17 protein-coding genes and 1 riboswitch are annotated in these 18,532 nt (G+C 64.9%); of the genes, 10 read left to right on the top strand and 7 right to left on the bottom strand.

The features are described 5' to 3' along the window. Positions 1-361 precede the first annotated feature (361 nt). Together argH and ACPW75_RS17580 are read left to right on the top strand one after the other, a co-directional pair. On the top strand, positions 362-1,744 hold the full coding sequence (gene argH / locus ACPW75_RS17585; protein ID WP_077096403.1) for an argininosuccinate lyase: 1,383 nt from the start codon (positions 362-364) through the stop codon (positions 1,742-1,744). Positions 1,745-1,871: 127 nt separating this feature from the next. Continuing rightward, a complete protein-coding gene (locus ACPW75_RS17580; RefSeq protein WP_077096402.1) occupies positions 1,872-2,507 on the top strand; it encodes an FMN-binding negative transcriptional regulator in 636 nt (211 codons plus the stop codon). Between the two features lie 73 nt (positions 2,508-2,580). Here the strand turns inward: ACPW75_RS17580 and ACPW75_RS17575 are convergent, their stop codons facing one another. The 5 genes from ACPW75_RS17575 to ACPW75_RS17555 all read right to left on the bottom strand — a co-directional run bounded on the left by ACPW75_RS17575 (position 2,581) and on the right by ACPW75_RS17555 (position 5,835). After that, a complete protein-coding gene (locus ACPW75_RS17575) occupies positions 2,581-3,042 on the bottom strand; it encodes a hypothetical protein (protein ID WP_077096401.1) in 462 nt (153 codons plus the stop codon). 200 nt (positions 3,043-3,242) lie between these two features. Beyond that, entirely contained in the window at positions 3,243-3,455 is a 213-nt protein-coding gene (locus ACPW75_RS17570) for a hypothetical protein (protein WP_016349365.1), read from the bottom strand. Positions 3,456-3,563: 108 nt separating this feature from the next. Continuing rightward, on the bottom strand, positions 3,564-3,905 hold the full coding sequence (locus ACPW75_RS17565; RefSeq protein ID WP_011704568.1) for a DUF1294 domain-containing protein: 342 nt from the start codon (positions 3,903-3,905) through the stop codon (positions 3,564-3,566). Then, entirely contained in the window at positions 3,902-4,492 is a 591-nt protein-coding gene (locus ACPW75_RS17560; RefSeq protein ID WP_016349367.1) for a sugar O-acetyltransferase, read from the bottom strand. The genes ACPW75_RS17565 and ACPW75_RS17560 overlap by 4 nt, the downstream gene beginning before the upstream one ends. Before the next feature lie 80 nt (positions 4,493-4,572). Then, positions 4,573-5,835, bottom strand: coding sequence for an MgtC/SapB family protein (locus ACPW75_RS17555; RefSeq protein WP_016349368.1), 1,263 nt, complete (start codon positions 5,833-5,835; stop codon positions 4,573-4,575). 209 nt (positions 5,836-6,044) lie between these two features. Between ACPW75_RS17555 and ACPW75_RS17550 the strand changes: the two genes are divergently transcribed. The 6 genes from ACPW75_RS17550 to cbl all read left to right on the top strand — a co-directional run bounded on the left by ACPW75_RS17550 (position 6,045) and on the right by cbl (position 11,904). Next, entirely contained in the window at positions 6,045-7,046 is a 1,002-nt protein-coding gene (locus ACPW75_RS17550) for a sulfate ABC transporter substrate-binding protein (RefSeq protein ID WP_077096400.1), read from the top strand. 56 nt (positions 7,047-7,102) lie between these two features. Continuing rightward, positions 7,103-7,678, top strand: a complete 576-nt coding sequence (locus ACPW75_RS17545; RefSeq protein ID WP_077096399.1) for an RBBP9/YdeN family alpha/beta hydrolase — start codon at positions 7,103-7,105, stop codon at positions 7,676-7,678. Between the two features lie 279 nt (positions 7,679-7,957). Next, positions 7,958-8,797 carry a sulfate ABC transporter permease subunit CysT gene (gene cysT, locus ACPW75_RS17540; protein ID WP_005308571.1) on the top strand — a complete coding sequence of 280 codons (840 nt, stop codon included), beginning with the start codon at positions 7,958-7,960 and terminating at the stop codon, positions 8,795-8,797. Then, positions 8,794-9,690, top strand: a complete 897-nt coding sequence (gene cysW, locus ACPW75_RS17535) for a sulfate ABC transporter permease subunit CysW (protein WP_077096398.1) — start codon at positions 8,794-8,796, stop codon at positions 9,688-9,690. Before cysT ends, cysW begins: the two co-directional genes overlap by 4 nt. Before the next feature lie 22 nt (positions 9,691-9,712). Then, positions 9,713-10,780, top strand: a complete 1,068-nt coding sequence (locus ACPW75_RS17530) for a sulfate/molybdate ABC transporter ATP-binding protein (protein WP_011704575.1) — start codon at positions 9,713-9,715, stop codon at positions 10,778-10,780. A 176-nt stretch (positions 10,781-10,956) separates the two neighbouring features. Then, positions 10,957-11,904, top strand: coding sequence for an HTH-type transcriptional regulator Cbl (cbl, locus tag ACPW75_RS17525; RefSeq protein WP_011704576.1), 948 nt, complete (start codon positions 10,957-10,959; stop codon positions 11,902-11,904). A 72-nt stretch (positions 11,905-11,976) separates the two neighbouring features. On the opposite strand, the gene gbpA is transcribed toward cbl, so the two are convergent. Next, positions 11,977-13,401: an N-acetylglucosamine-binding protein GbpA gene (gene gbpA / locus ACPW75_RS17520; RefSeq protein WP_179101430.1), complete on the bottom strand. Its 1,425-nt coding sequence runs from the start codon at positions 13,399-13,401 to the stop codon at positions 11,977-11,979. Positions 13,402-13,463: 62 nt separating this feature from the next. After that, positions 13,464-13,549, bottom strand: a riboswitch (cyclic di-GMP riboswitch). A gap of 265 nt (positions 13,550-13,814) precedes the next feature. Further along, positions 13,815-15,512, bottom strand: coding sequence for a methyl-accepting chemotaxis protein (locus tag ACPW75_RS17515; protein ID WP_077096396.1), 1,698 nt, complete (start codon positions 15,510-15,512; stop codon positions 13,815-13,817). Positions 15,513-15,807: 295 nt separating this feature from the next. On the opposite strand from ACPW75_RS17515, the gene ACPW75_RS17510 reads away from it, so the two are divergent. Next, entirely contained in the window at positions 15,808-17,655 is a 1,848-nt protein-coding gene (locus ACPW75_RS17510; protein ID WP_190283848.1) for a M3 family metallopeptidase, read from the top strand. 76 nt (positions 17,656-17,731) lie between these two features. Continuing rightward, positions 17,732-18,523 (top strand): substrate-binding periplasmic protein, encoded by a 792-nt coding sequence (locus tag ACPW75_RS17505; protein ID WP_077096393.1) that lies wholly within the window; start codon positions 17,732-17,734, stop codon positions 18,521-18,523. Positions 18,524-18,532 lie beyond the last annotated feature (9 nt).

Genomic DNA, 18,532 nt, shown 5'->3' with positions numbered 1-18,532 from the left:
GCATGGCTCCTGAGCCATCATCGGCGGTGTGACAAGAGCGGCAGCGCCCCGGCCGCTTCTGTGAGATAACAGGGGAGGTTTTCGAATTATTTGGTGTGCTTTGCCCCCTTCTCCCCTTGCGGGAGAAGGGTTGGGGATGAGGGGGAGGTCATTGGCCATTCCCCTCACCCTAGCCCTCTCCCAGAGGGAGAGGGGACCGGTTCGTAGTTGCTGGATGTGACGTGTTTAACGGCAACAGCGTCGCTCACTACCGCACTGTTATGCAGAAAAATACAGGGCAAGATTTTTGCGCGCAGGCCAAGGGGCTGCGCCAGTACGGCAGGCACAAAGCGCCGCCGACAACGCATTCAAGGAGAGCAGTATGGCACTTTGGGGTGGACGCTTCCGTCAGGGAGCCGATAGCCGGTTCAAGCAGTTCAACGATTCGCTGCGGTTCGATTACCGGCTGGCAGAGCAGGATATTCAGGGCTCCATGGCCTGGGCCAAAGCGCTGGTCAAGGTGGGCGTGTTGACCGAGGGTGAACAGGCCAAGTTACAGCAGGCGATGGAAGTGCTGCTCGCCTCGGTGCAGCAGGATCCCCAGCAGATCCTCAGCTCGGACGCCGAAGATATCCACTCCTGGGTCGAGAGCCAGCTCATCGCCGCCGTCGGCGACCTTGGCAAAAAGCTGCACACCGGCCGCTCGCGCAACGATCAGGTCGCCACCGACCTGAAACTCTGGTGCAAGGCCCAGGGCGAGCTGCTGCTTGGCTCCATCACCGCCCTGCAACAAGGGCTGGTCGCCTCCGCTCGCGCCAATCAGGCCGCTGTGCTGCCGGGTTACACCCACCTGCAGCGGGCCCAACCGGTCACCTACGCCCACTGGGCGCTGGCCTATGTGGAGATGCTGGAGCGGGACTACTCCCGCCTGCAGGATGCCCTCAAGCGCCTCGACACCAGCCCGCTCGGCTGTGGCGCACTGGCGGGCACCGCCTACGCCATCGACCGCGAAGCCCTGGCGCTCGACATGGGCTTTGCCGGCGCCACCCGCAACAGCCTGGATTCGGTCTCCGACCGGGATCACGTGGTGGAGCTGATGCACGTGGCATCCCTCTCCATGACCCACCTGTCGCGCTTTGCCGAAGATCTTATCTTCTACAACACTGGCGAGGCGGGCTTTGTCGAGCTGTCCGATGCGGTCACCTCAGGTTCGTCGCTGATGCCGCAGAAGAAGAACCCGGATGCGCTGGAGCTGATCCGCGGCAAGACCGGTCGGGTGGTCGGCGCCCAGATGGGCATGCTGATGAGCCTGAAGGCGCTGCCGCTGGCCTACAACAAGGACATGCAGGAAGACAAAGAGGGGCTGTTCGATGCCCTCGACACCTGGCACGACTGCCTCGACATGGCGGCGCTGGTGCTGATCGATCTGAAGGTCAATGGCGAACGCACCATGGCGGCGGCCCAGGGCGGCTACGCCAATGCCACTGAGCTGGCGGACTATCTGGTGGCCAAGGGAATTCCGTTCCGTGAGGCGCACCATATCGTCGGCGAGACCGTGGTCTACGCGATCCAGGTGAAGAAGCCGCTGGAGGAGCTGACCATCGGCGAGTTCCAGCGCTTCAGCCCGGTGATCGAGTTCGACGTCTACCCCAATCTGGAGCTGGAAGCGACCCTCGCCAAGCGGGTTGCCAAAGGCGGCGTCGCCCGTGAGCAGGTTGAGGCAGCCCTGACTGCCGCCGAAGCTTGGCTGGCCAAGCGCGGCTGATTGCCAAGCCGAATGAAACGAAGAGGGCTCAGGCCCTCTTTTTTATGTCTATGCCATCGCCTGCCACTACCGATTGCGCAAGAATGGGCTGCTGCATGGACGTCAATGCCTCGCTCAAGGAGCCCTTATGTATCAACCACCCCATTTCGCCGTTACCGACTCCGAGACCCTGCACCAGCTGATCCGGGCCTATCCGCTGGGGGCCCTGATCACCCATGGTGAAGGAGGACTGGATGCCAACCATCTGCCATTCGAGCTGGATTCAGGGGAAGGGGCCCATGGCGTCCTGCGTGCCCACGTTGCTCGCAACAACCCGCTCTGGCAGGATGTGAAAGACGGTGACGAGGTATTGGTGATCTTCAGGGCCGCCGACGGCTACATCTCCCCCAGCTGGTATCCGGGTAAGCATGAGCATCACCAGCAGGTGCCGACCTGGAACTATGCCGTGGTGCACGCCCATGGCCGTATCCGGGTGAGGGACGATGCCCGCTTCGTGCGTCGCTTGCTCGCGACCCTGACCCGTACCCACGAGGCAGGAGAGTCCATTCCTTGGAAGATGGCGGATGCGCCGCGAGACTATCTCGAGGCCAAAGTGGCTGCTGTGGTGGGAATCGAAATCGAGATAACCGGGCTGGTCGGCAAGTTCAAACTGGGTCAGAACAAGGAGGCGGCGGATCGCCTGGGAGCGGCCAATACCTTGCAGGATCGCGGGCAGACCGCGCTGGCTGAGGCAATGCTGAGTCCACCTTGCTCACTACCCTAGCGTGGCAGCATGAGATCCGGCCCGACAAAAACGGCAACCTCCAGGTTGCCGTTTTTCATGGTTCCACTCCCGCTCACGCGCTGGCATTGAGCAGCTTGCCGACCCCTTCCCCCTTGCCGTTGGGCAGGGTTTGCTTGAAGGCGTAGAGCAGCTGATCGAGGTTGAGGTCGCTGTTGCCAAGGGAGCCCTTGAGGGTGTCGAGCTCGCTCTGCAGTGCGTCGAGGCGGGTGCTCTGGGTGCCGTCGGCCAGCTGGGTGCGGGCGGCGTCGATGGCCTGGGGCAGCGACTGGCCTGAGAACTCCTGACCCAGGGTCTGCATCAGCGCCCCCATGAAATGGTTGATGGCGGGGCGGTTCTGCTCGCTGTTGGCATCCTTGATGCCGAGCCGCTGGAACAGGCTCTGCACCGTGGGGGCGAGCCGCTCTTCCTGCACGGGGGTCTCGGCCTTGGCTTGTGGCGTACCATCGCCGAGCAGCTTGCTGCCGAGCTTGAGGGCAAGGGAGGCGAGGGGAAGCAGGGTGCTGATGGCGATCATGATGTCACTCTCCGTACGACTGATGTCATGACGGAGCAGGGAATGGGCCAGTTTGGCGAAAATTCAGCCTGAAAATGGCAGGGGACTGATCCTGCTGTGAATTTAGTTTTTGCCTGGCAGGAGGCGGGTGAGTGCGGGAGGGGGCGGCGGCAAACCCTTGCAGCCCGGGGGCTGGCCGGTTTGCCGCCCGGCTTGCCGGATCAGAGCTCCTTGAACGGGCGGCGCTTCTCCTCCTCGATGACGATGGCCTCCAGATTGGCGATGCGCTCCTGCAGCTGGTTGATGAGCACATCCTGTTTGCCTAGGCGGTCGGTGATACGAATATCCCCCAGCTGGTAGCGGGCCCGCTTGCTGAGAAAGCCGAACAGTGCGCTGATGAAGACGATCAGCACGATACCGGTCCACATGGTCATGAGTGACTCCTTGCCGATGAACAAACGAGAAAACAGCCTGCTTGCCTTCTGTTGTCTCATACCCGATTGCCGGCTGCAATGGCCGACAATCGAGCATTGCGACCCACGTCAGATCGTCTGCCAGAGCGGACGGCCGAGCCAGAGTCCCCACAGGGTGAGGTGCAGCAGCACGATGAACCAGAACACCCTGCGGTAGCTCCCCTTCTGGGTCTTGTGACGCAACCAGTGGCGGGCCACCAGGGCGCCTGGCCAGCCACCGAACAGCTCCAGCAGGTGGAGCCGGGATTCGGGGATGCGCCAGCCACCGCGAATGGCCTGGCGCTTGTCGTGGGCGTAGGCCAGCACCGTCAGCAGGCTCATGGTGGTGACGATGGCGAGCGGCCACCAGTTGGCGTCGGCCAGGCCGAGCCAGGCGGTCCACAGCAGGGGAAGCAGGGCGAGCCAGATCACAGGGCCAGCTCCCAGCCACGGGGGGCGTCCGGGCTCAGGCTGCGGATCACGCGCGCCGGGTTGCCCACCGCCACCGAGTCGGCCGGGATGTCGCGGGTGACCACTGCGCCGGCACCTATGATGGAGCGCGGCCCTATGGTGACGCCGGGGCAGATGATGGCGCCGCCGCCAATCCAGCAGTCATCGCCGATCCGCACCGGCTTGTTGTAGGCGGTCCAGTTGCGTCGCTCCAGATAGTCCATGGTGTGGGTGGCGGTGTAGATCTGCACGTTGGGGGCCAGCAGCACATGGCTGCCTATATGCACCTCGCCCACGTCGAGAATGGTGATGTTGAAGTTGAAGAAGGTCTTCTCGCCGATGTGGATGTTGCGGCCGAATTCGCAGGTGAAGGGAGTGCTGATCCAGCAGGAGTCGGGGCAGTGGCCGAACAGCTCGCCGCACAGGCGCTGGCGCAGGGCTTCGTCACCGGCCGGAGAGGCGTTGAGTTGTGCCAGCAGCGCCTGACCGCGGATCCGGTCGTTCGCTATCTCCTCGCTCTGGCTGTCCAGGGCGCCGCCCGCCAGTACCTTGTCCCAATCGCTTGCCATGCTACAGCTCCTCTCATGTGCCAAGAGGAGCCAGTATACGCGAGCACTTTGGTGGCGTCAGGCTGTCACTTGCTGCAACCTCAGGCGCCGGGCCAGATCAGCGGCAGGATCAGCAGGGCCGAGACGAAGTAGGGCAGCAGCACCCGCAGCCCCAGCCGGCGGCCACCGATCCCCAGGGCCAGCAGCCCCTTCACCAGCGAGTTGACCAGCCCGGCCAGCAGGATGCCGCGGGCCGCCACCTCCAGCGCCAGCTCCTTGTGGGAGAGCTGGGAGAGCGACAAGGTGATGGCGTCCACGTCGGTGATGCCGGAGACCAGCGACAGCAGGTAGACCCCTGAGTTGCCTACCTTGCTCTGCAGCAGGGTGGCCATGAAGCCGATCAGTGCCAGCAGCAGGCCGAACTTGATGGCGGTGGCCAGATCGAGCGGGTTGCTGGTCTGGGGCTGCACCGGGCCGTCGGTCAGCTCCTCGCGCTGGCGCCAGAACCAGAAGGCGAAGCCGTAGACGGTGGCCGCCAGCAGCAGCAGGGGCGCCGCCAGACGCATCGCCAGCTCGCTGTGAATGAGCAGTACCAGCACCAGCAGCCGCAGCCACATGGTGGCCCCCGCCAGCAGGATGCCGGTGGCCAGCAGCCGCTCCAGCCCCCCCTGCTCCTTGTTGAGGCGGGCAAACTGCAGGGTGAGGGCGGTGGAGGAGGCGAGCCCCGCCAGTATGCTGGTGAGCACCAGCCCGGCGCGGGTGCCGAGCAGGCGCACCGCGAAGTGGCCGCAGAACGAGATGCCGGCGATCACCACCACCATCAGCCAGATCTTGAAGGGGTTGAAGGCATCGAGCGGTCCCATCTCCTCGTTGGGCAGCACCGGTAGCAGCACCAGCGAGATGAGCAGAAAGCGCAGGGTGGCGTGAAATTCGGTTTCGCTGAGAAACAGCATCCCCTGCTGGATCTTGCCCTTGAGCCCCATCAGCAGGGCCGCCAGCACGGCGCAGGCCACCGCCTCGCTCGGGCTCAGCAGCACCGACATCAGCCCCAGCAGATAGGTGAGCAGCATGGCCACCGAACTGGTGAGGCCGAACTCCCCCTGCCAGCGCTGGGCCAGCCAGACCGAGAGGCCGCAGCCCGTCACCACCGCCAGCAGACCGAGCAGCGGCAGCCAGGGGCCGAGGGTGGGCAGCAGCAGGGCGCAGACCCCGCCGAGCAGGCCGATGAGGCCATAGGTGCGCATCCCGGCGATGCGCTGGTTGTCCCCCAGCTGGCGCACCTGCCAGCCCCGCTCCAGACCGATGATGAGGCCGATGGCCAGCGACACCAGGGCGCCATTGACGGGTTCTGCATTGATCCACATAACGACTTCCTTTTCGTCATCTGCCTGCCTTGTTTCCATGATGGCACAGCCGGCACCGGGCCAGCGCGGCCTGGCTCACAGAGTGCGCGAATGGCGCCTGCGGCCTCCTGATATGAGCAAATGAGATAAGCAAAGCGTTATTTCTTGGTTCTCGGCATAACAAGCCCACGGCATGCTGCATTCAACCCAACGAGATATGGAGTATCCCCATGAAACTGCGAATGACCGCCCTGACCCTGCTCTCCCTGCTGGCCCTCGGTCAGGCCAATGCCGCCGAGATCCGTTTGCTCAACGTCTCCTACGATCCGACCCGCGAACTGTTCCAGGAGTACAACGGCGCCTTCGCCAAGGAGTGGAAGGCGAAGACCGGCGACGACGTGGTAGTCAGCCAGTCCCATGGCGGCTCCGGCAAGCAGGCGCGCGCCGTGGTGGACGGGCTGGAGGCGGACGTGGTGTCGCTGGCGCTGGCCTATGACGTCAATGCCGTGGCCAAGCAGGGGCTGATTGCCGCCGACTGGCAGAGCCGGCTGGCCAACAATGCGGCGCCCTACACCTCCACCATCGTGTTCCTGGTGAGAAAGGACAATCCCAAGCAGATCAAGGACTGGGATGACCTGGTACGCAAGGACGTGGCCATTGTCACCCCCAACCCCAAAACCTCCGGCGGGGCGCGCTGGAACTACCTGGCTGCTTGGGGCTATGCCCTGAAGAAGAGCGGCAGCGAGGAGGGGGCCAAGCAGTTCGTCGGTGATCTCTACAAGAACGTGAAGGTGCTGGACTCCGGCGCCCGCGGTGCCACCACCAGCTTCATCGAGCGCGGCCTCGGCGACGTGTTGCTGGCCTGGGAGAACGAAGCCCTGCTGGTGCTGGGTCAGCCCGGCAATAGCGACAAGTTCGAGCTGGTGGTGCCGTCGGTCTCCATCCTGGCCGAGCCGCCGGTGGCGGTGGTGGACAAGGTAGCCAAGAAGCACGGCACGGAAGCGGTCGCCAAGGCTTACCTCGATTATCTCTACTCCGACGAGGGGCAGCGCATCATCGCCAAATATCACTACCGCCCCAGCAACCCGGCGATCCTGAAGGAGACTGCGGCCCAGTTCCCGCAACTGGCGCTGTTCACCGTCAAGGATCTGGAAGGGGATTGGGACAAGGCGCAGAAGAAGCACTTCGCCCAGGGCGCCCTGTTTGACCAGATCTACCAGCCGGGTCGCTAAGCGGCCGGTTATCGCCAACTTATCTGGCCCCTGTGCCAGCTGATAGGAGCACCAAGATGAACAAGATCCTCCTGGTTCCCGGTCTGCACAACAGTGGGCCGGATCACTGGCAGAGCCGCTGGCACCAATACTTCCCCCACTGGCAGCGGATGGTGGGGTTGCCGTGGGATCGGCCGGACCTCACGGTCTGGAGCGCCAAGCTGGCGAGCAAGCTGCGCAGCCGGCGCGGCCGGGCTCACCTGGTGGCCCACTCCTTCGGGGCGCTGGCGGCCATCACGGCGGCGCGCCAGCAGCCCGACAAGGTGGCCTCGCTGTTCATCGTGGCCCCGGCAGATCCGGCCCGCTTCGGCTTGCCAGACGAGCTGCTGGCAGGGTCGCTCAAGGTGTCGGCCCAGCTGGTGGTCAGCCGCAACGATCCCTGGATGAGCTTTGAGCGGGCTGAGTACTGGAGCCGCCAGTGGCAGGTGCCGCTGTTCGATGCCGGCGAGGTGGGCCACATCAATGCCCAGTCCGGCCACGGTGAGTGGAATCAGGGGCTCAACCTGCTCGGCACCCTCTATCGGCGGGCCGAGATGGTGGTGGAGCCGACGCCGGCGGTGTGGGAGCGGCGGGCAGCCTTGAGTTTTCGCTGAGCGGCGAGCGTTGATCACAGAGGTTTGGAATAGAGAAGGAGGGCAGGCACCCGACACCACGACAGTCTGATTTGGATAGCTTGGTACATTGCACGACGCTCCATTTTTAGGTCTTTTATTTATATAAAAGACCTTTTTTTCATTTTATGGCTCTAAAAGCCTTGTCCGCCGCTGTTAGACAAAAAAGTGCTTAGCAAAGGCGTTATTGGTGTTTGTTGCCCCAAACAGGAATGCGCAGAATCGCTGTATCTAATGTTTTTCATAACAAACGGATGCGTTATGCGATTTGGTTCTTACTCCGTGCTGCCGGGCTTCGGCCCGACCCTCGGCTTCAGCTTGCTCTATCTGGGCGTGCTGGTGCTGCTGCCGCTCTCGGCGCTGGTGCTGTTCGCGGTGAACAATCTGACCCTGGCCGAGTTCTGGCAGGTGATCGGTTCGCCGCGGGTGCTCGCCTCCTTTCGTCTGAGCTTCGGGGCCGCCCTGGTGGCGGCGCTGCTCAACGCCCTGTTCGGCCTGATCCTGGCCTGGGTGCTGGTGCGCTACACCTTCCCCGGCCGCCGACTGGTGGATGCCCTGATCGACCTGCCGTTCGCCATGCCCACCGCCGTCTCCGGCATCGCCCTGTGCGCCATCTTCGCCCCCAATGGCTGGATCGGGCAGTGGGTTGCCCCGTTTGGCATCGAGCTCGCCTACAACCCCATCGGTGTGGTGATTGCGCTCACCTTCATCGGGCTGCCGTTCGTGGTGCGCACCCTGCAGCCGGTGCTGCGGGAAGCCGAGACCGAGCAGGAGGAGGCCGCCGCCAGCCTAGGTGCCGATCGCTGGCAGACCTTCATCCGGGTGCTGTGGCCGACCCTGGTGCCTGCCCTGCTGACCGGCTTTGCCCTGGCCTTCGCGCGGGCGGTGGGGGAGTACGGCTCCGTCATCTTCATCGCCGGCAACCTGCCGATGGTGTCGGAGATTGCGCCGCTGATGATCATGAGCCACCTGGAGGAGTACGACTACGCCGGCGCCTCGGCCATCGCCGTGGTCATGCTGCTGATCTCTTTCATTTTGTTACTGCTTATCAACAAGTTGCAGGCCTGGAGCTGGGCCCGTATCGGAGGGAGCCGGATATGAACGCATCCAACGCAAGCCTGGCGCTGGCCACGGGCGAGGCGGCGCCGACCACCTCGGTGCGCCAACCTCCCGTCATCCGCGAGCCGGTCTGGGTCAAGTGGCTACTGATCACGGTCGGCCTCGGCTGGTTTGCCGCCCTGCTGCTGCTGCCGCTGGCCACCGTCTTCATCCAGGCGCTGAGCCCTGGCTTGGCCTTTTTCTGGCACGCCATCAGCGAGCCGGAGGCCCTCAGCGCCCTCGGCCTCACCGCCCTGGTGACCCTCTGCTCGGTGCCCCTCAACCTGCTGTTCGGGGTCGCCGCCGCCTGGGCCATCGCCCGTTTCCGTTTCCCGGGCCGGCAGCTGCTCATCACCATCATCGATCTGCCGTTCTCGGTGTCGCCGGTGATCGCGGGGCTGATGTTCGTGCTGATGTTCGGCAGCCGTGGCTGGTTCGGCGAATGGCTGAGCGAGCACGACATCAAGGTGATCTTCGCCACCCCCGGTATCATCCTGGCCACCACCTTCATCACGGTGCCCTTCGTGGTGCGCGAGCTGCTGCCCCAGATGGAGGCGCGCGGCCCGGAAGAGGAAGAGGCGGCCATCATGCTGGGGGCGAGCGGTCTGCAGATGTTCTGGCGGGTCACTCTGCCCGGCATCCGCTGGAGCCTGATGTACGGCCTGCTGCTCTGTACCGCCCGGGCGGTGGGGGAGTTCGGCGCCGTGTCGGTGGTCTCCGGCCACATTCGCGGCCAGACCAACACCCTGCCGCTGCACATCGAGATCCTCTACAACGAGTACCAGACCGGCGCCGCCTTCGCGGTAGCCAGCCTGTTGGCCCTGTTCGGGATCTTCACCCTGCTGGGGGAAACCCTGCTGGCCCGGCTGCGTGCCCAGCCCACTCACTCTCACTGATCACCGAATTCAAGAGGCTGCCATGAGCATTCAGGTACAAGGACTCAACAAGCATTTCAACCAGTACGCGGCGCTGGCCGACATCAACCTCGACTTTCACGACGGTGAGCTGGTGGCGCTGCTCGGCCCCTCCGGCTGCGGCAAGACCACGTTGCTGAGGATCATCGCCGGGCTGGAGCAGGCCGACAGCGGCAGCGTCATCATCCGCGGCGAGGATGCCTCGGATCTGCACGTGCGCGAGCGCAATGTCGGCTTCGTGTTCCAGCACTACGCCCTGTTTCGTCACATGACGGTGTTTGAGAACGTGGCGTTTGGCCTTAGGGTCAAGCCGCGCAGCGAGCGACCGGCCGAGGCGGCGATCCGCGCCCGGGTCAAGGAGCTGCTGGATCTGGTGCAGCTCAGCCACGTGGCCGCGCGCTACCCGACCCAGCTCTCCGGCGGCCAGCGTCAGCGGGTCGCGCTGGCCCGCGCGCTGGCGGTGCAGCCCAAGGTGCTGCTGCTGGACGAGCCCTTCGGCGCCCTCGACGCCCAGGTGCGCAAGGAGCTGCGCCGCTGGCTGCGGGAGTTGCACGACGAGCTGCACGTCACCAGCCTGTTCGTCACCCACGATCAGGAGGAGGCGCTGGAGGTGGCGGACCGGGTGGTGCTGATGAACGCCGGCAAGGTCGAGCAAATCGGCACCCCGGCCGAGGTCTACGACCAGCCCGCCAGCTCCTTCGTGCACAGCTTCCTCGGCAGCGTGAACCTGTTTCGCGGCCGGGTGGCCGGGCAGGGGCTCGGCATCGGCGAGCAGCTGCTGGGCGGGCCCATCAGCTCCCAGCTGGCGGAAGGCAGCGCCGCCGTCGCCTATGTGCGTCCCCACGAGCTGGAGATACTGCCGGCGGATGCACCGGGCGGCATCAGCGCCACCATCACTCGCCTGCTGCCCATGGGGCCGCGCATCCGGGTGGAACTGCGTGGCAATGGGGATACAAACGGTGCACACTTCGAAGCCGAGCTGAGCAAGGAGGCAGCCCGCGCCTTCAGCCCGGGCCAGGGGGTGCGGCTGGTGGCCAAACAGGCCCAGCTCTACCCGGATTACCAGATTTGAGTGGCAGGCCCTTGGCGGGCCGTGCAGGCAAGCAGCGTGACCATGGCGGGGTCTGCCCGCCAGGGATACAACAGGGTCAGTATGGCGCTCAGAGTTCAGGCTCGGGCGGCCAGACAAGATAACAACAAGGCGGCGGGGAAGGCCCCGACCGGCCGGTCAGCGCAGGAGGCGATGACGTGAATTTTCAGCAGTTGCGAATTATCCGGGAGGCGGCACGGCGGGATTACAACCTGACCGAGGTGGCCAATGCCCTGTTTACCTCCCAGTCCGGGGTCAGCCGCCATATCCGCGAGCTGGAAGAGGAGCTGGGGATCGAGTTGTTCATCCGCTACGGCAAGCGGCTGCTCGGCATGACCGAGCCGGGCAAGGAGCTGCTGGTGATCGCCGAGCGCATCCTCAACGACGCCAACAACATCCGCAAGCTGGCCAGCACCTTCGCCAACCGCGAGTCGGGCCGGCTGCTGGTGGCGACCACCCATACCCAGGCCCGTTATGCCTTGCCGCGGGTGGTGAAGGCGTTTCGCGAGCAGTTCCCGCTGGTGCAGCTGGAGCTGCGCCAGGGCAGCCCGGAGGAGATAGTGCGGCTGGTGCAGACCGGCGAGGTGGACATCGGTATCAGCAGCGAGCAGCTCGACAAGAGCGAAGGGGTGGTGGCGTTTCCCTACTACCGCTGGCACCACAACATAGTGGTGCCGGAGCAGCATCCGCTCACCGCCGAGCGGGAGCTGACCCTGGCGGCGCTGGCCCACTGGCCCATCATCACCTATCAGGCCGGCCTGACCGGGCGGGCGCGGGTGGACGAGGCGTTTGCCGAGGCCGGCATCGCCCCGCAGATCCTGCTGACCGCGCAGGACTCCGACGTCATCAAGACCTATGTCGAGCTGGAGATGGGGGTGGGCATACTGGCTGACATGGCGTTTGACACCCAGCGCGACAAGGGGCTGGTGCAGCTGGACGGCAGCCGGCTGTTTGCGCCCCACACCGCCTGGATCGGTCTCAAGCAGGGGCAGTTCCAGCACAACTTCGCCTGGCAGTTCATCCAGCTCTGCAACCCGGAGCTGGCGCTGGCGGACATTCAGGCCCGCGCCATGGGCAGCGAGGCGGCCATCGATTTCCAGATCTGAGGTGGTGCATCAGAAAAAACGGGGAGCCAGTGGCTCCCCGTTTTGTTGATGGCGTCATGCTGGGCCTGCGGCTCAGTTCACCTGGATCCAGGCATCCTGCCAATTGGTGCCGACCCCGGGTTCATACTGGGTGGCACTGGCCGACCACTGGCTGCACCAGCCGCGATAGGGGAAGGGCTTGCACTGGTAGACCTTGCCGTTCTTGGGCTGCAGCACCTTGGTACCGTCGGTGTAGGACTTGAGCCCGTCCGGGAAGGTGAACTGGTAGTCACCGCCGGCGGCCGGATCCTTGAGCATCAGATCCAGGGTCTGCTGCACCGCATCGCCACCGGCCTTGGGTTTGCCCTCGATCACCAGCTGGTGGTGACCGGCGCTGAGCCCGGTGAGCGGCATGGTGAAGCTGTGGGTGCTGTCCTTGATGTCGGCGCTGGTCTGCCCCTTGGCGGCCCCACCGTGATCATACAGGGTGTTGGTGACGGTCAGATCGCCCTCGGCGGCCACGGTAAAGTTGAGGGTGAGCTTGCCCTCGTCGAGCAGGTAGTCGCTCTCCAGGCCGCTCACGCTGACGCCGTTGCTCACTGGCGGCTGCTGTTGCTCGAGCTGGATCTCGACCCGCTCCAGTGCGCTGCCCGCCTTGAAGTAGACCGGGTTCTGGCCGTAGACGGGGTTGAACTGGCCTTCGCCGCTCTGCTGGCCGGCGCGGATCAGGCTCTGCTCTGCATTGATCTTGGTCGCCAGGGCGTGGGTCCAGTTGCTCTTCTGCCCTTGCTCCGGGCTGGCGATGGTCAGCTCGGTCTGCAGATCGGGGCGCACGCCGTTGGCGTCGAACACCAGGGTTCTGGCCTTGTCGCCGACCGCCAGCTCGGTGGAAGGATAGATGGTGCCGCCCTGGCTCCAGGCCAGCGGCGGCTGGGTGCCGCCCTTGAAGTTGGCATCGATCACGTTATAGAAACTGTTGCTGGTGTCCCCCACTTCCCACACCCCCAGGATCACCTGATAGCCGGTGCGCTGGGGCAGGTTGCACTGGTGGGTGACCTGCTTGGGCGGCTGGGTCATGTTGCCGTCCACCACGCAGAAGGGGGTGAGCTCGAAGGCGGCGCGGGTCAGCGGCTGGTTCGGGTTCCAGTCCTGCTTGGTGAGGTAGTAGCGCCAGTTGCGGGTGACGTGGTTGGCGGTGAAGGTCCAGCTGATGGCGAAGGGGCCGGCCTGCACCTCGCGGCGGGTCCAGCGGTCGCTGGTCTGGGCGTTCAGTTCGCGCCAGCTGGCACTGCCGGCCGAGGCGATCTGGCCATCGGGCGGGCCGGCCTGCGGGAAGCCGGAGGGGCCTTCCACGCTCTGGGGCTCCCATTGCACCGCGCCGCACTGGCTGTTGCCGCCGGTCTTGCACAGGTAGTTGCGCGATTCCGGCTGGCTGATATAGCCGTGGGCGAGCACGCTGCCACTGACCAGCAGGGCCAGGGTTGCAGCGACATGATTGAATTGGATTTTTGCTGCCATACATTCCTCTGTTCGACAGATGTGGGCAGTCAAGTTGGCAGGGGGAGTTCCCCGAAGCACGATGTGGCAACCCCGCTATCCTGGACGACATGTCTTTAGACCGGAGGCTTTGCGTCCTGGCCTTTCAACCAGTTTGCCAAATGACTACATAAAGGGTCATGGTGTCGCGTTTGGCGACAACCCATCATGGCTATTTTTGATTAAATAATTAAGTGTAAATCTTTACAGCTTGACCTCATCGGAGTAGAGCAAACACTTAACTGTTTGTTTTTAAATGACGGTTAACTGAACGCCGCCGCATCAATGTCGTCGAACAGGTCGACAAGATGCAAAAAATCCACATTTTTCATCAATGAAGAACGCCCCCGTCAGCCGGGCTGACGGGGGCGTGCGCTGCGACAGGGCAGGACGGATCAGTGGCGAGCGCGGGGGCGTTCGGCCGGGCTCACCTGCCGGTGCAGAGGGGCGAGCCGCTGCTCCAGCTGCTGGTCGATGGCGCTGTCGAGTTTGAATACCGCCAGCCGCTCGTCCAGGCTGCGGGAAAGTCCGGCCAGCAGTTCGCTCTCCTGGGCCAGCTGGGAGGCGGACTGTGACATCTCCAGCGCCGAGTCGTTGATGCCGCTGACGTTGCGGTTCATGTCCTCCGCCACCATGCTCTGCTGCTCCGCGGCGGTCGCTATCTGGGTCGCCATGTCGCTGACGTGCTGGATATGGTTGACGATGAGGGAGAGATCCTGGCCCGCCTTCTCCGACTGGCTGACGCTGCTCTCTGCCAGCTTGCGGCTGGCGTCCATGGCGCTGGCGGCGGTCACCGCCCGCTGTTGCAGCTGGCCGATGGTGCTCTGGATCTCCTCGGTGGACTGGCGGGTGCGACTGGCCAGCTGACGCACCTCGTCGGCCACCACGGCAAACCCGCGGCCCTGCTCGCCGGCGCGGGCTGCCTCGATGGCGGCGTTGAGGGCCAGCAGGTTGGTCTGCTCCGAGATGGCGCTGATGACCGCCGTCACCTCGCTTATCTGCATCACCCCCTCCTTGAGCTGGTTGACCTGCAGGGTGGCTTGCTCCACCTCGGTGGCCAGCGCCTGGATGCCGTGTACGCTGGCGTGCACGTCACGGTTGCCGAGGCCGGCTTCGCTGGTGGCGTCCTGGGTATCGCGGGCGGTGTTCTCGGCGTGGCCCGCCACGTCGGAGATGGTGGCACTCATCTCGTTCATGGCGGTGGCGAGCTGGGCCAGCTGATCCCGCTGGCTGTTGACCGCCTGGTTGGTCTGCTCGGCGGAGGCGGCGATGCGCAGGGCGGCATCCGCCACGTTGCGGGCCCCCTGGCTCGCCTCCAGCAGGGCGCGGCGAATGGCGTCGAGCCCCTGGTTGGTGCAACTGGCGACGGCCCCCAGCTCATCCTTGCCGTGTACCGGGATGCTCACCACCAGATCGCCGGCGGCCACCTGCTGCATGGCCCGGTTGATCTCAGCCAGCGGATTGACGATGGAGCGGCTGATGGCAAAGCCCAGCAGTCCCATCAGCAGGGTCACCAGCAAGGTGGCGCCCCCCATCAGCTGATACTGGGACCAGATGGTGGCCTGGATGTCCTGCAGCAGCACGCCGGAGCCGAGGATCCAGCCCCAGGGCTGATAACCGGCCACCAGCGACATCTTCTGGGCCGCCTCGCCGGAGGGGGAGATCCACTTGTATTCCAGCCGGCCGCTGTGGCCCCCCTTGCCGAGATCCACCATCTGCTGCCAGTGGACGCCGGCGGTGGCGGTGCCGCTCTCACCCATCTGCTGGCCGACCAGCTCGGGTCTGACGGGGTGCACCACCATCCGGCGGTTCTCGTCCAGCACGAACAGGTAGTTGTCGCCGTCAAAGCGCATGCTGTTGAGCATGGCCTTGGCTTCGGCCTGGGCCTGGGGGGCAGGCAGGGTGGCCGCCAGCGTATGGATCCGGCTCATGGCGAGATCCAGCACGGCCTGCAACCTGGCTTCCCGTTCACTCATCAGATTGCGATGCAGGGCACTGACCGAGATGAGCAGCAGTGCGATGAAACCGATCAGCGCCAGTGAGAGCAACAGCATCAGTTTGCGGCTCACGGCAATATCACCGAGCTTGAACATAGTCTCTTCCTTAACTTTCCCGTGCGGGTCTGGTGGTGGCCAGTCCGTTGGCTGGCCCTGATTATTTTGTTATTAACATTTAATTAACTTTCAATGGCTTGGGCCCATAAAACGCCAATTGAGCAATTTGACAATCAGTATAGCCAGCAGACAGAAACCCTCGCTTTTGATAGCGTGATGGCGCGCATCCCGGCGCACTATTTGTCTGCTCAATTTGCAGAAAATGTGAATGAGTTGGCATTTCACCAAAAAGGAGTGGGCGCCCTCGCGGCCGCCCCATAACAAGAGGGAAGTTATGAGTTCCATTGCCAGGAATTATCTCAACCAGCTCAACGCCGACTACCTGCAGGTACACAGGCGCAAGGAGGATCTGTTCTGGTCCACCTACATGGGCACCAGCGACGATCAGGCCGGCTTCACCGCCGCCGAGCAGGCCTACAAGGCGTTCTGCGCCGATCCGGCGCGCCTGCCGGTACTGCGGCAGATGCAGGCCCAGGCCGAGGAGACCGAGCTCAAGCGCGGTCTGGGGGGCTGGATCGCCTTCTTCGAGTGCAACGTCATCGAGGATCCTCAGGCTGCGGCCCTGATGGACGAGCTGGTGGCCGCCGAGGCGGCGCTGTTTGCCCGTCGCCGGGAGCTGAAGCTGACCTTGCTGGACGAGCAGGGCCGGCAGGTGGCCGGCAGCCTGCCCGCCGCCAGCACGGCGCTGGCCGCCAGCAGCGACGAGGCGGTGCGCCACAGCGCGCTCGCCATGTTCCACACCCTGGAGCAGTGGGTGGTCGACAACGGCTATCTGGCCATCGTCGCGCTGCGCAACCGCTTCGCCCGCGCCATGGGTTATCGCGACTACTTCGACTACAAGGTGCACAAGAACGAGCAGATGAGCCCGGCGCAGCTGTTCGCCATTCTCGACGACTTCATCGCCGGCACCGAGCAGCGGCTGCACCAGAGCCTGGCGGAGCTGAAAGCGGCCAAGGGGGAGGTGGCCCTGCTGCCTCACAACCTGCGCTACAGCGTGAGTGGTGACGTGACCCGCCAGCTCGACCCTTACGTGCCCTTCTCGCGGGCGCTGCAGGACTGGGTCGAGAGCTTTCGCCGGCTCGGCATCCAGTACCGCGGCGCCACCCTCACCCTGGATCTGCTGACCAGGGAGGGAAAATACGAGAACGGCTTCTGCCACGGCCCGGTGCCGAGCTTCTGGCAGGAGGGGGAGTGGGTGCCGGCGGTGGTCAACTTCACCAGCCTGGCCAACCCGGCCCAGGTGGGCAGCGGCTGGAGCGGACTCAATACCCTGTTCCACGAGGGTGGCCACGCGGCACACTTTGCCAATGTCACCGGCAACGCCCCCTGCTTCTCCCAGGAGTTCCCTCCCACCTCCATGGCCTACGCCGAGACCCAGTCGATGTTCTGCGACAGCCTGCTGGACGACGCGGACTGGCTCAAGCGCTACGCCAGAAACGCGGCGGGGGAGCCGATCCCCGATGCGCTGATCAAGGCGATGATCGAGGCGCGCCAGCCGTTTCGCGCCTTCAACGAGCGCCAGATTGCGCTGGTGGCCTACTTCGAGCGGGATCTCTACGCCATGGACGAGGCCGAGCGTACCCCGGCCGCCGTGCTGGCACTGGCCCGCCGCTGGGAGCGCCAGATCCTGGGGGTGGAGAGCCCGCGCCCGCTGCTGGCGATCCCGCACCTGCTCAACCAGGAGTCGGCCTGCGCCTATCACGGCTACCTGCTGGCGCTGATGGCGGTGGAGCAGACCCGCGCCTACTTCCTCAAACGCGACGGCTACCTCACCGACAACCCGCGCATCGGGCCGGATCTGGCCGCCCACTACTGGGGGCCGGGCAACGGCATGACCCATGACGAGACGCTGCAAAGCCTGACCGGCAAGGGCTTCAGTGCGGGGCCGCTGGCCCGGGCCTGCAACCAGAGCGTGGCCGAGGCGTGGCAGCAGGCAGAAGCCTGCATGGCGGCGGCCCGCCAGCGTCCTCCAGTTGGCGAGGGTGAGCCGCTCAATGCCCGCATCCGGGTGGTTCACGGCGACCAGCTTATCGCCGACAATAGCGGTTCCGAAGCGGCCATGCTGGCCGACTTCGAGCGCTGGATCCGCGACCACTATCAGGAGACGGTGACCAGCCACTGAGGCGCAAGCCGGTGAACATGCGTTATGTCAGACCCCTGCCGCGGCAGGGGTCTGTTTTCATGGGAAGGAGTCGAGGGTGGGAACAACAGCGCGGTGGCGGTGGCTTCTGGCCACGCTGCTGCTGACGGGAGGGCTGGCGCAGCCGGCCCGGGCACTGCAGGCGCTGACCGAGCAGATGCCCCCTTACAACTATCGGCTGGCCGGTCAGCCGGTGAGCGGTTTCTCGGTGGATCTGCTGCATGCCCTGCTGGCGCGCAGCGGCCTGACGCTGCGCGGTGACATCCAGCTGCAGCCCTGGGCACGGGCCTATCAGAATGCCCGCTATCAGGCGGGCAGCATCCTCTTCTCGGTGGCGCGCACCCCGGAGCGGGAGCAGCAGTTCCAGTGGGTGGGGCCGGTCGGGCCGCGCACCATCAGGGTGTGGCGGCTGAGCTCGCGCACCGACATCCAGCCCCGCAGCCTGCAGGAGGCGAGCCACTACCGGATCGCCGTGGTGCGCAATTCGGCCTCGGCCCAGCAGCTGATCCGCCAGGGGCTGGCGCCGGTCAGCGTCAACAGCGAGGAGGACAAGTTTCGCATGCTGCTGCGCGGCCGGGTGGATCTGGTGACGGCGCTGGATCTGGGGGCCGCCTTTCACATGCACCAGCTGGGCCACGGCCTCGAGGCGCTCACCCCGCTCTTCGTCTATGACGACGGCGAGCAGTACTACTTCGCCCTCAACCTGGCGACGGAGCCGGCCAAGGTGCAGGCCCTGCAGCGGGCCCTCGACCAGATGCGTCAGGATGGCTCGCTGGAGGCGCTGCGCCGGCGCTGGCTCAACCTCCATGCAGTGCCGCCCGCCCCGGCCAGCGGGGCGACCCCCTCCTGATGCCGGCCC

Origin of the sequence: Aeromonas sp. FL131 (assembly GCF_049860615.1) — a bacterium.
Lineage (GTDB): Bacteria > Pseudomonadota > Gammaproteobacteria > Enterobacterales > Aeromonadaceae > Aeromonas > Aeromonas hydrophila.
This window is presented reverse-complemented; position numbering and strand designations above follow the sequence as displayed.

What these genes read in the sequence shown, in the direction of transcription:
- argH (WP_077096403.1), top strand. Translation starts at nt 362, where the DNA reads ATGGCACTTTGGGGTGGACGCTTCCGTCAGGGAGCCGATAGCCGGTTC.
- ACPW75_RS17580 (WP_077096402.1), top strand. Translation starts at nt 1,872, where the DNA reads ATGTATCAACCACCCCATTTCGCCGTTACCGACTCCGAGACCCTGCAC.
- ACPW75_RS17575 (WP_077096401.1), bottom strand. Translation starts at nt 3,042, where the DNA reads ATGATCGCCATCAGCACCCTGCTTCCCCTCGCCTCCCTTGCCCTCAAG.
- ACPW75_RS17570 (WP_016349365.1), bottom strand. Translation starts at nt 3,455, where the DNA reads ATGACCATGTGGACCGGTATCGTGCTGATCGTCTTCATCAGCGCACTG.
- ACPW75_RS17560 (WP_016349367.1), bottom strand. Translation starts at nt 4,492, where the DNA reads ATGGCAAGCGATTGGGACAAGGTACTGGCGGGCGGCGCCCTGGACAGC.
- ACPW75_RS17555 (WP_016349368.1), bottom strand. Translation starts at nt 5,835, where the DNA reads ATGTGGATCAATGCAGAACCCGTCAATGGCGCCCTGGTGTCGCTGGCC.
- ACPW75_RS17550 (WP_077096400.1), top strand. Translation starts at nt 6,045, where the DNA reads ATGAAACTGCGAATGACCGCCCTGACCCTGCTCTCCCTGCTGGCCCTC.
- ACPW75_RS17545 (WP_077096399.1), top strand. Translation starts at nt 7,103, where the DNA reads ATGAACAAGATCCTCCTGGTTCCCGGTCTGCACAACAGTGGGCCGGAT.
- cysT (WP_005308571.1), top strand. Translation starts at nt 7,958, where the DNA reads ATGCGATTTGGTTCTTACTCCGTGCTGCCGGGCTTCGGCCCGACCCTC.
- cysW (WP_077096398.1), top strand. Translation starts at nt 8,794, where the DNA reads ATGAACGCATCCAACGCAAGCCTGGCGCTGGCCACGGGCGAGGCGGCG.
- ACPW75_RS17530 (WP_011704575.1), top strand. Translation starts at nt 9,713, where the DNA reads ATGAGCATTCAGGTACAAGGACTCAACAAGCATTTCAACCAGTACGCG.
- gbpA (WP_179101430.1), bottom strand. Translation starts at nt 13,401, where the DNA reads ATGGCAGCAAAAATCCAATTCAATCATGTCGCTGCAACCCTGGCCCTG.
- ACPW75_RS17515 (WP_077096396.1), bottom strand. Translation starts at nt 15,512, where the DNA reads ATGTTCAAGCTCGGTGATATTGCCGTGAGCCGCAAACTGATGCTGTTG.
- ACPW75_RS17510 (WP_190283848.1), top strand. Translation starts at nt 15,808, where the DNA reads ATGAGTTCCATTGCCAGGAATTATCTCAACCAGCTCAACGCCGACTAC.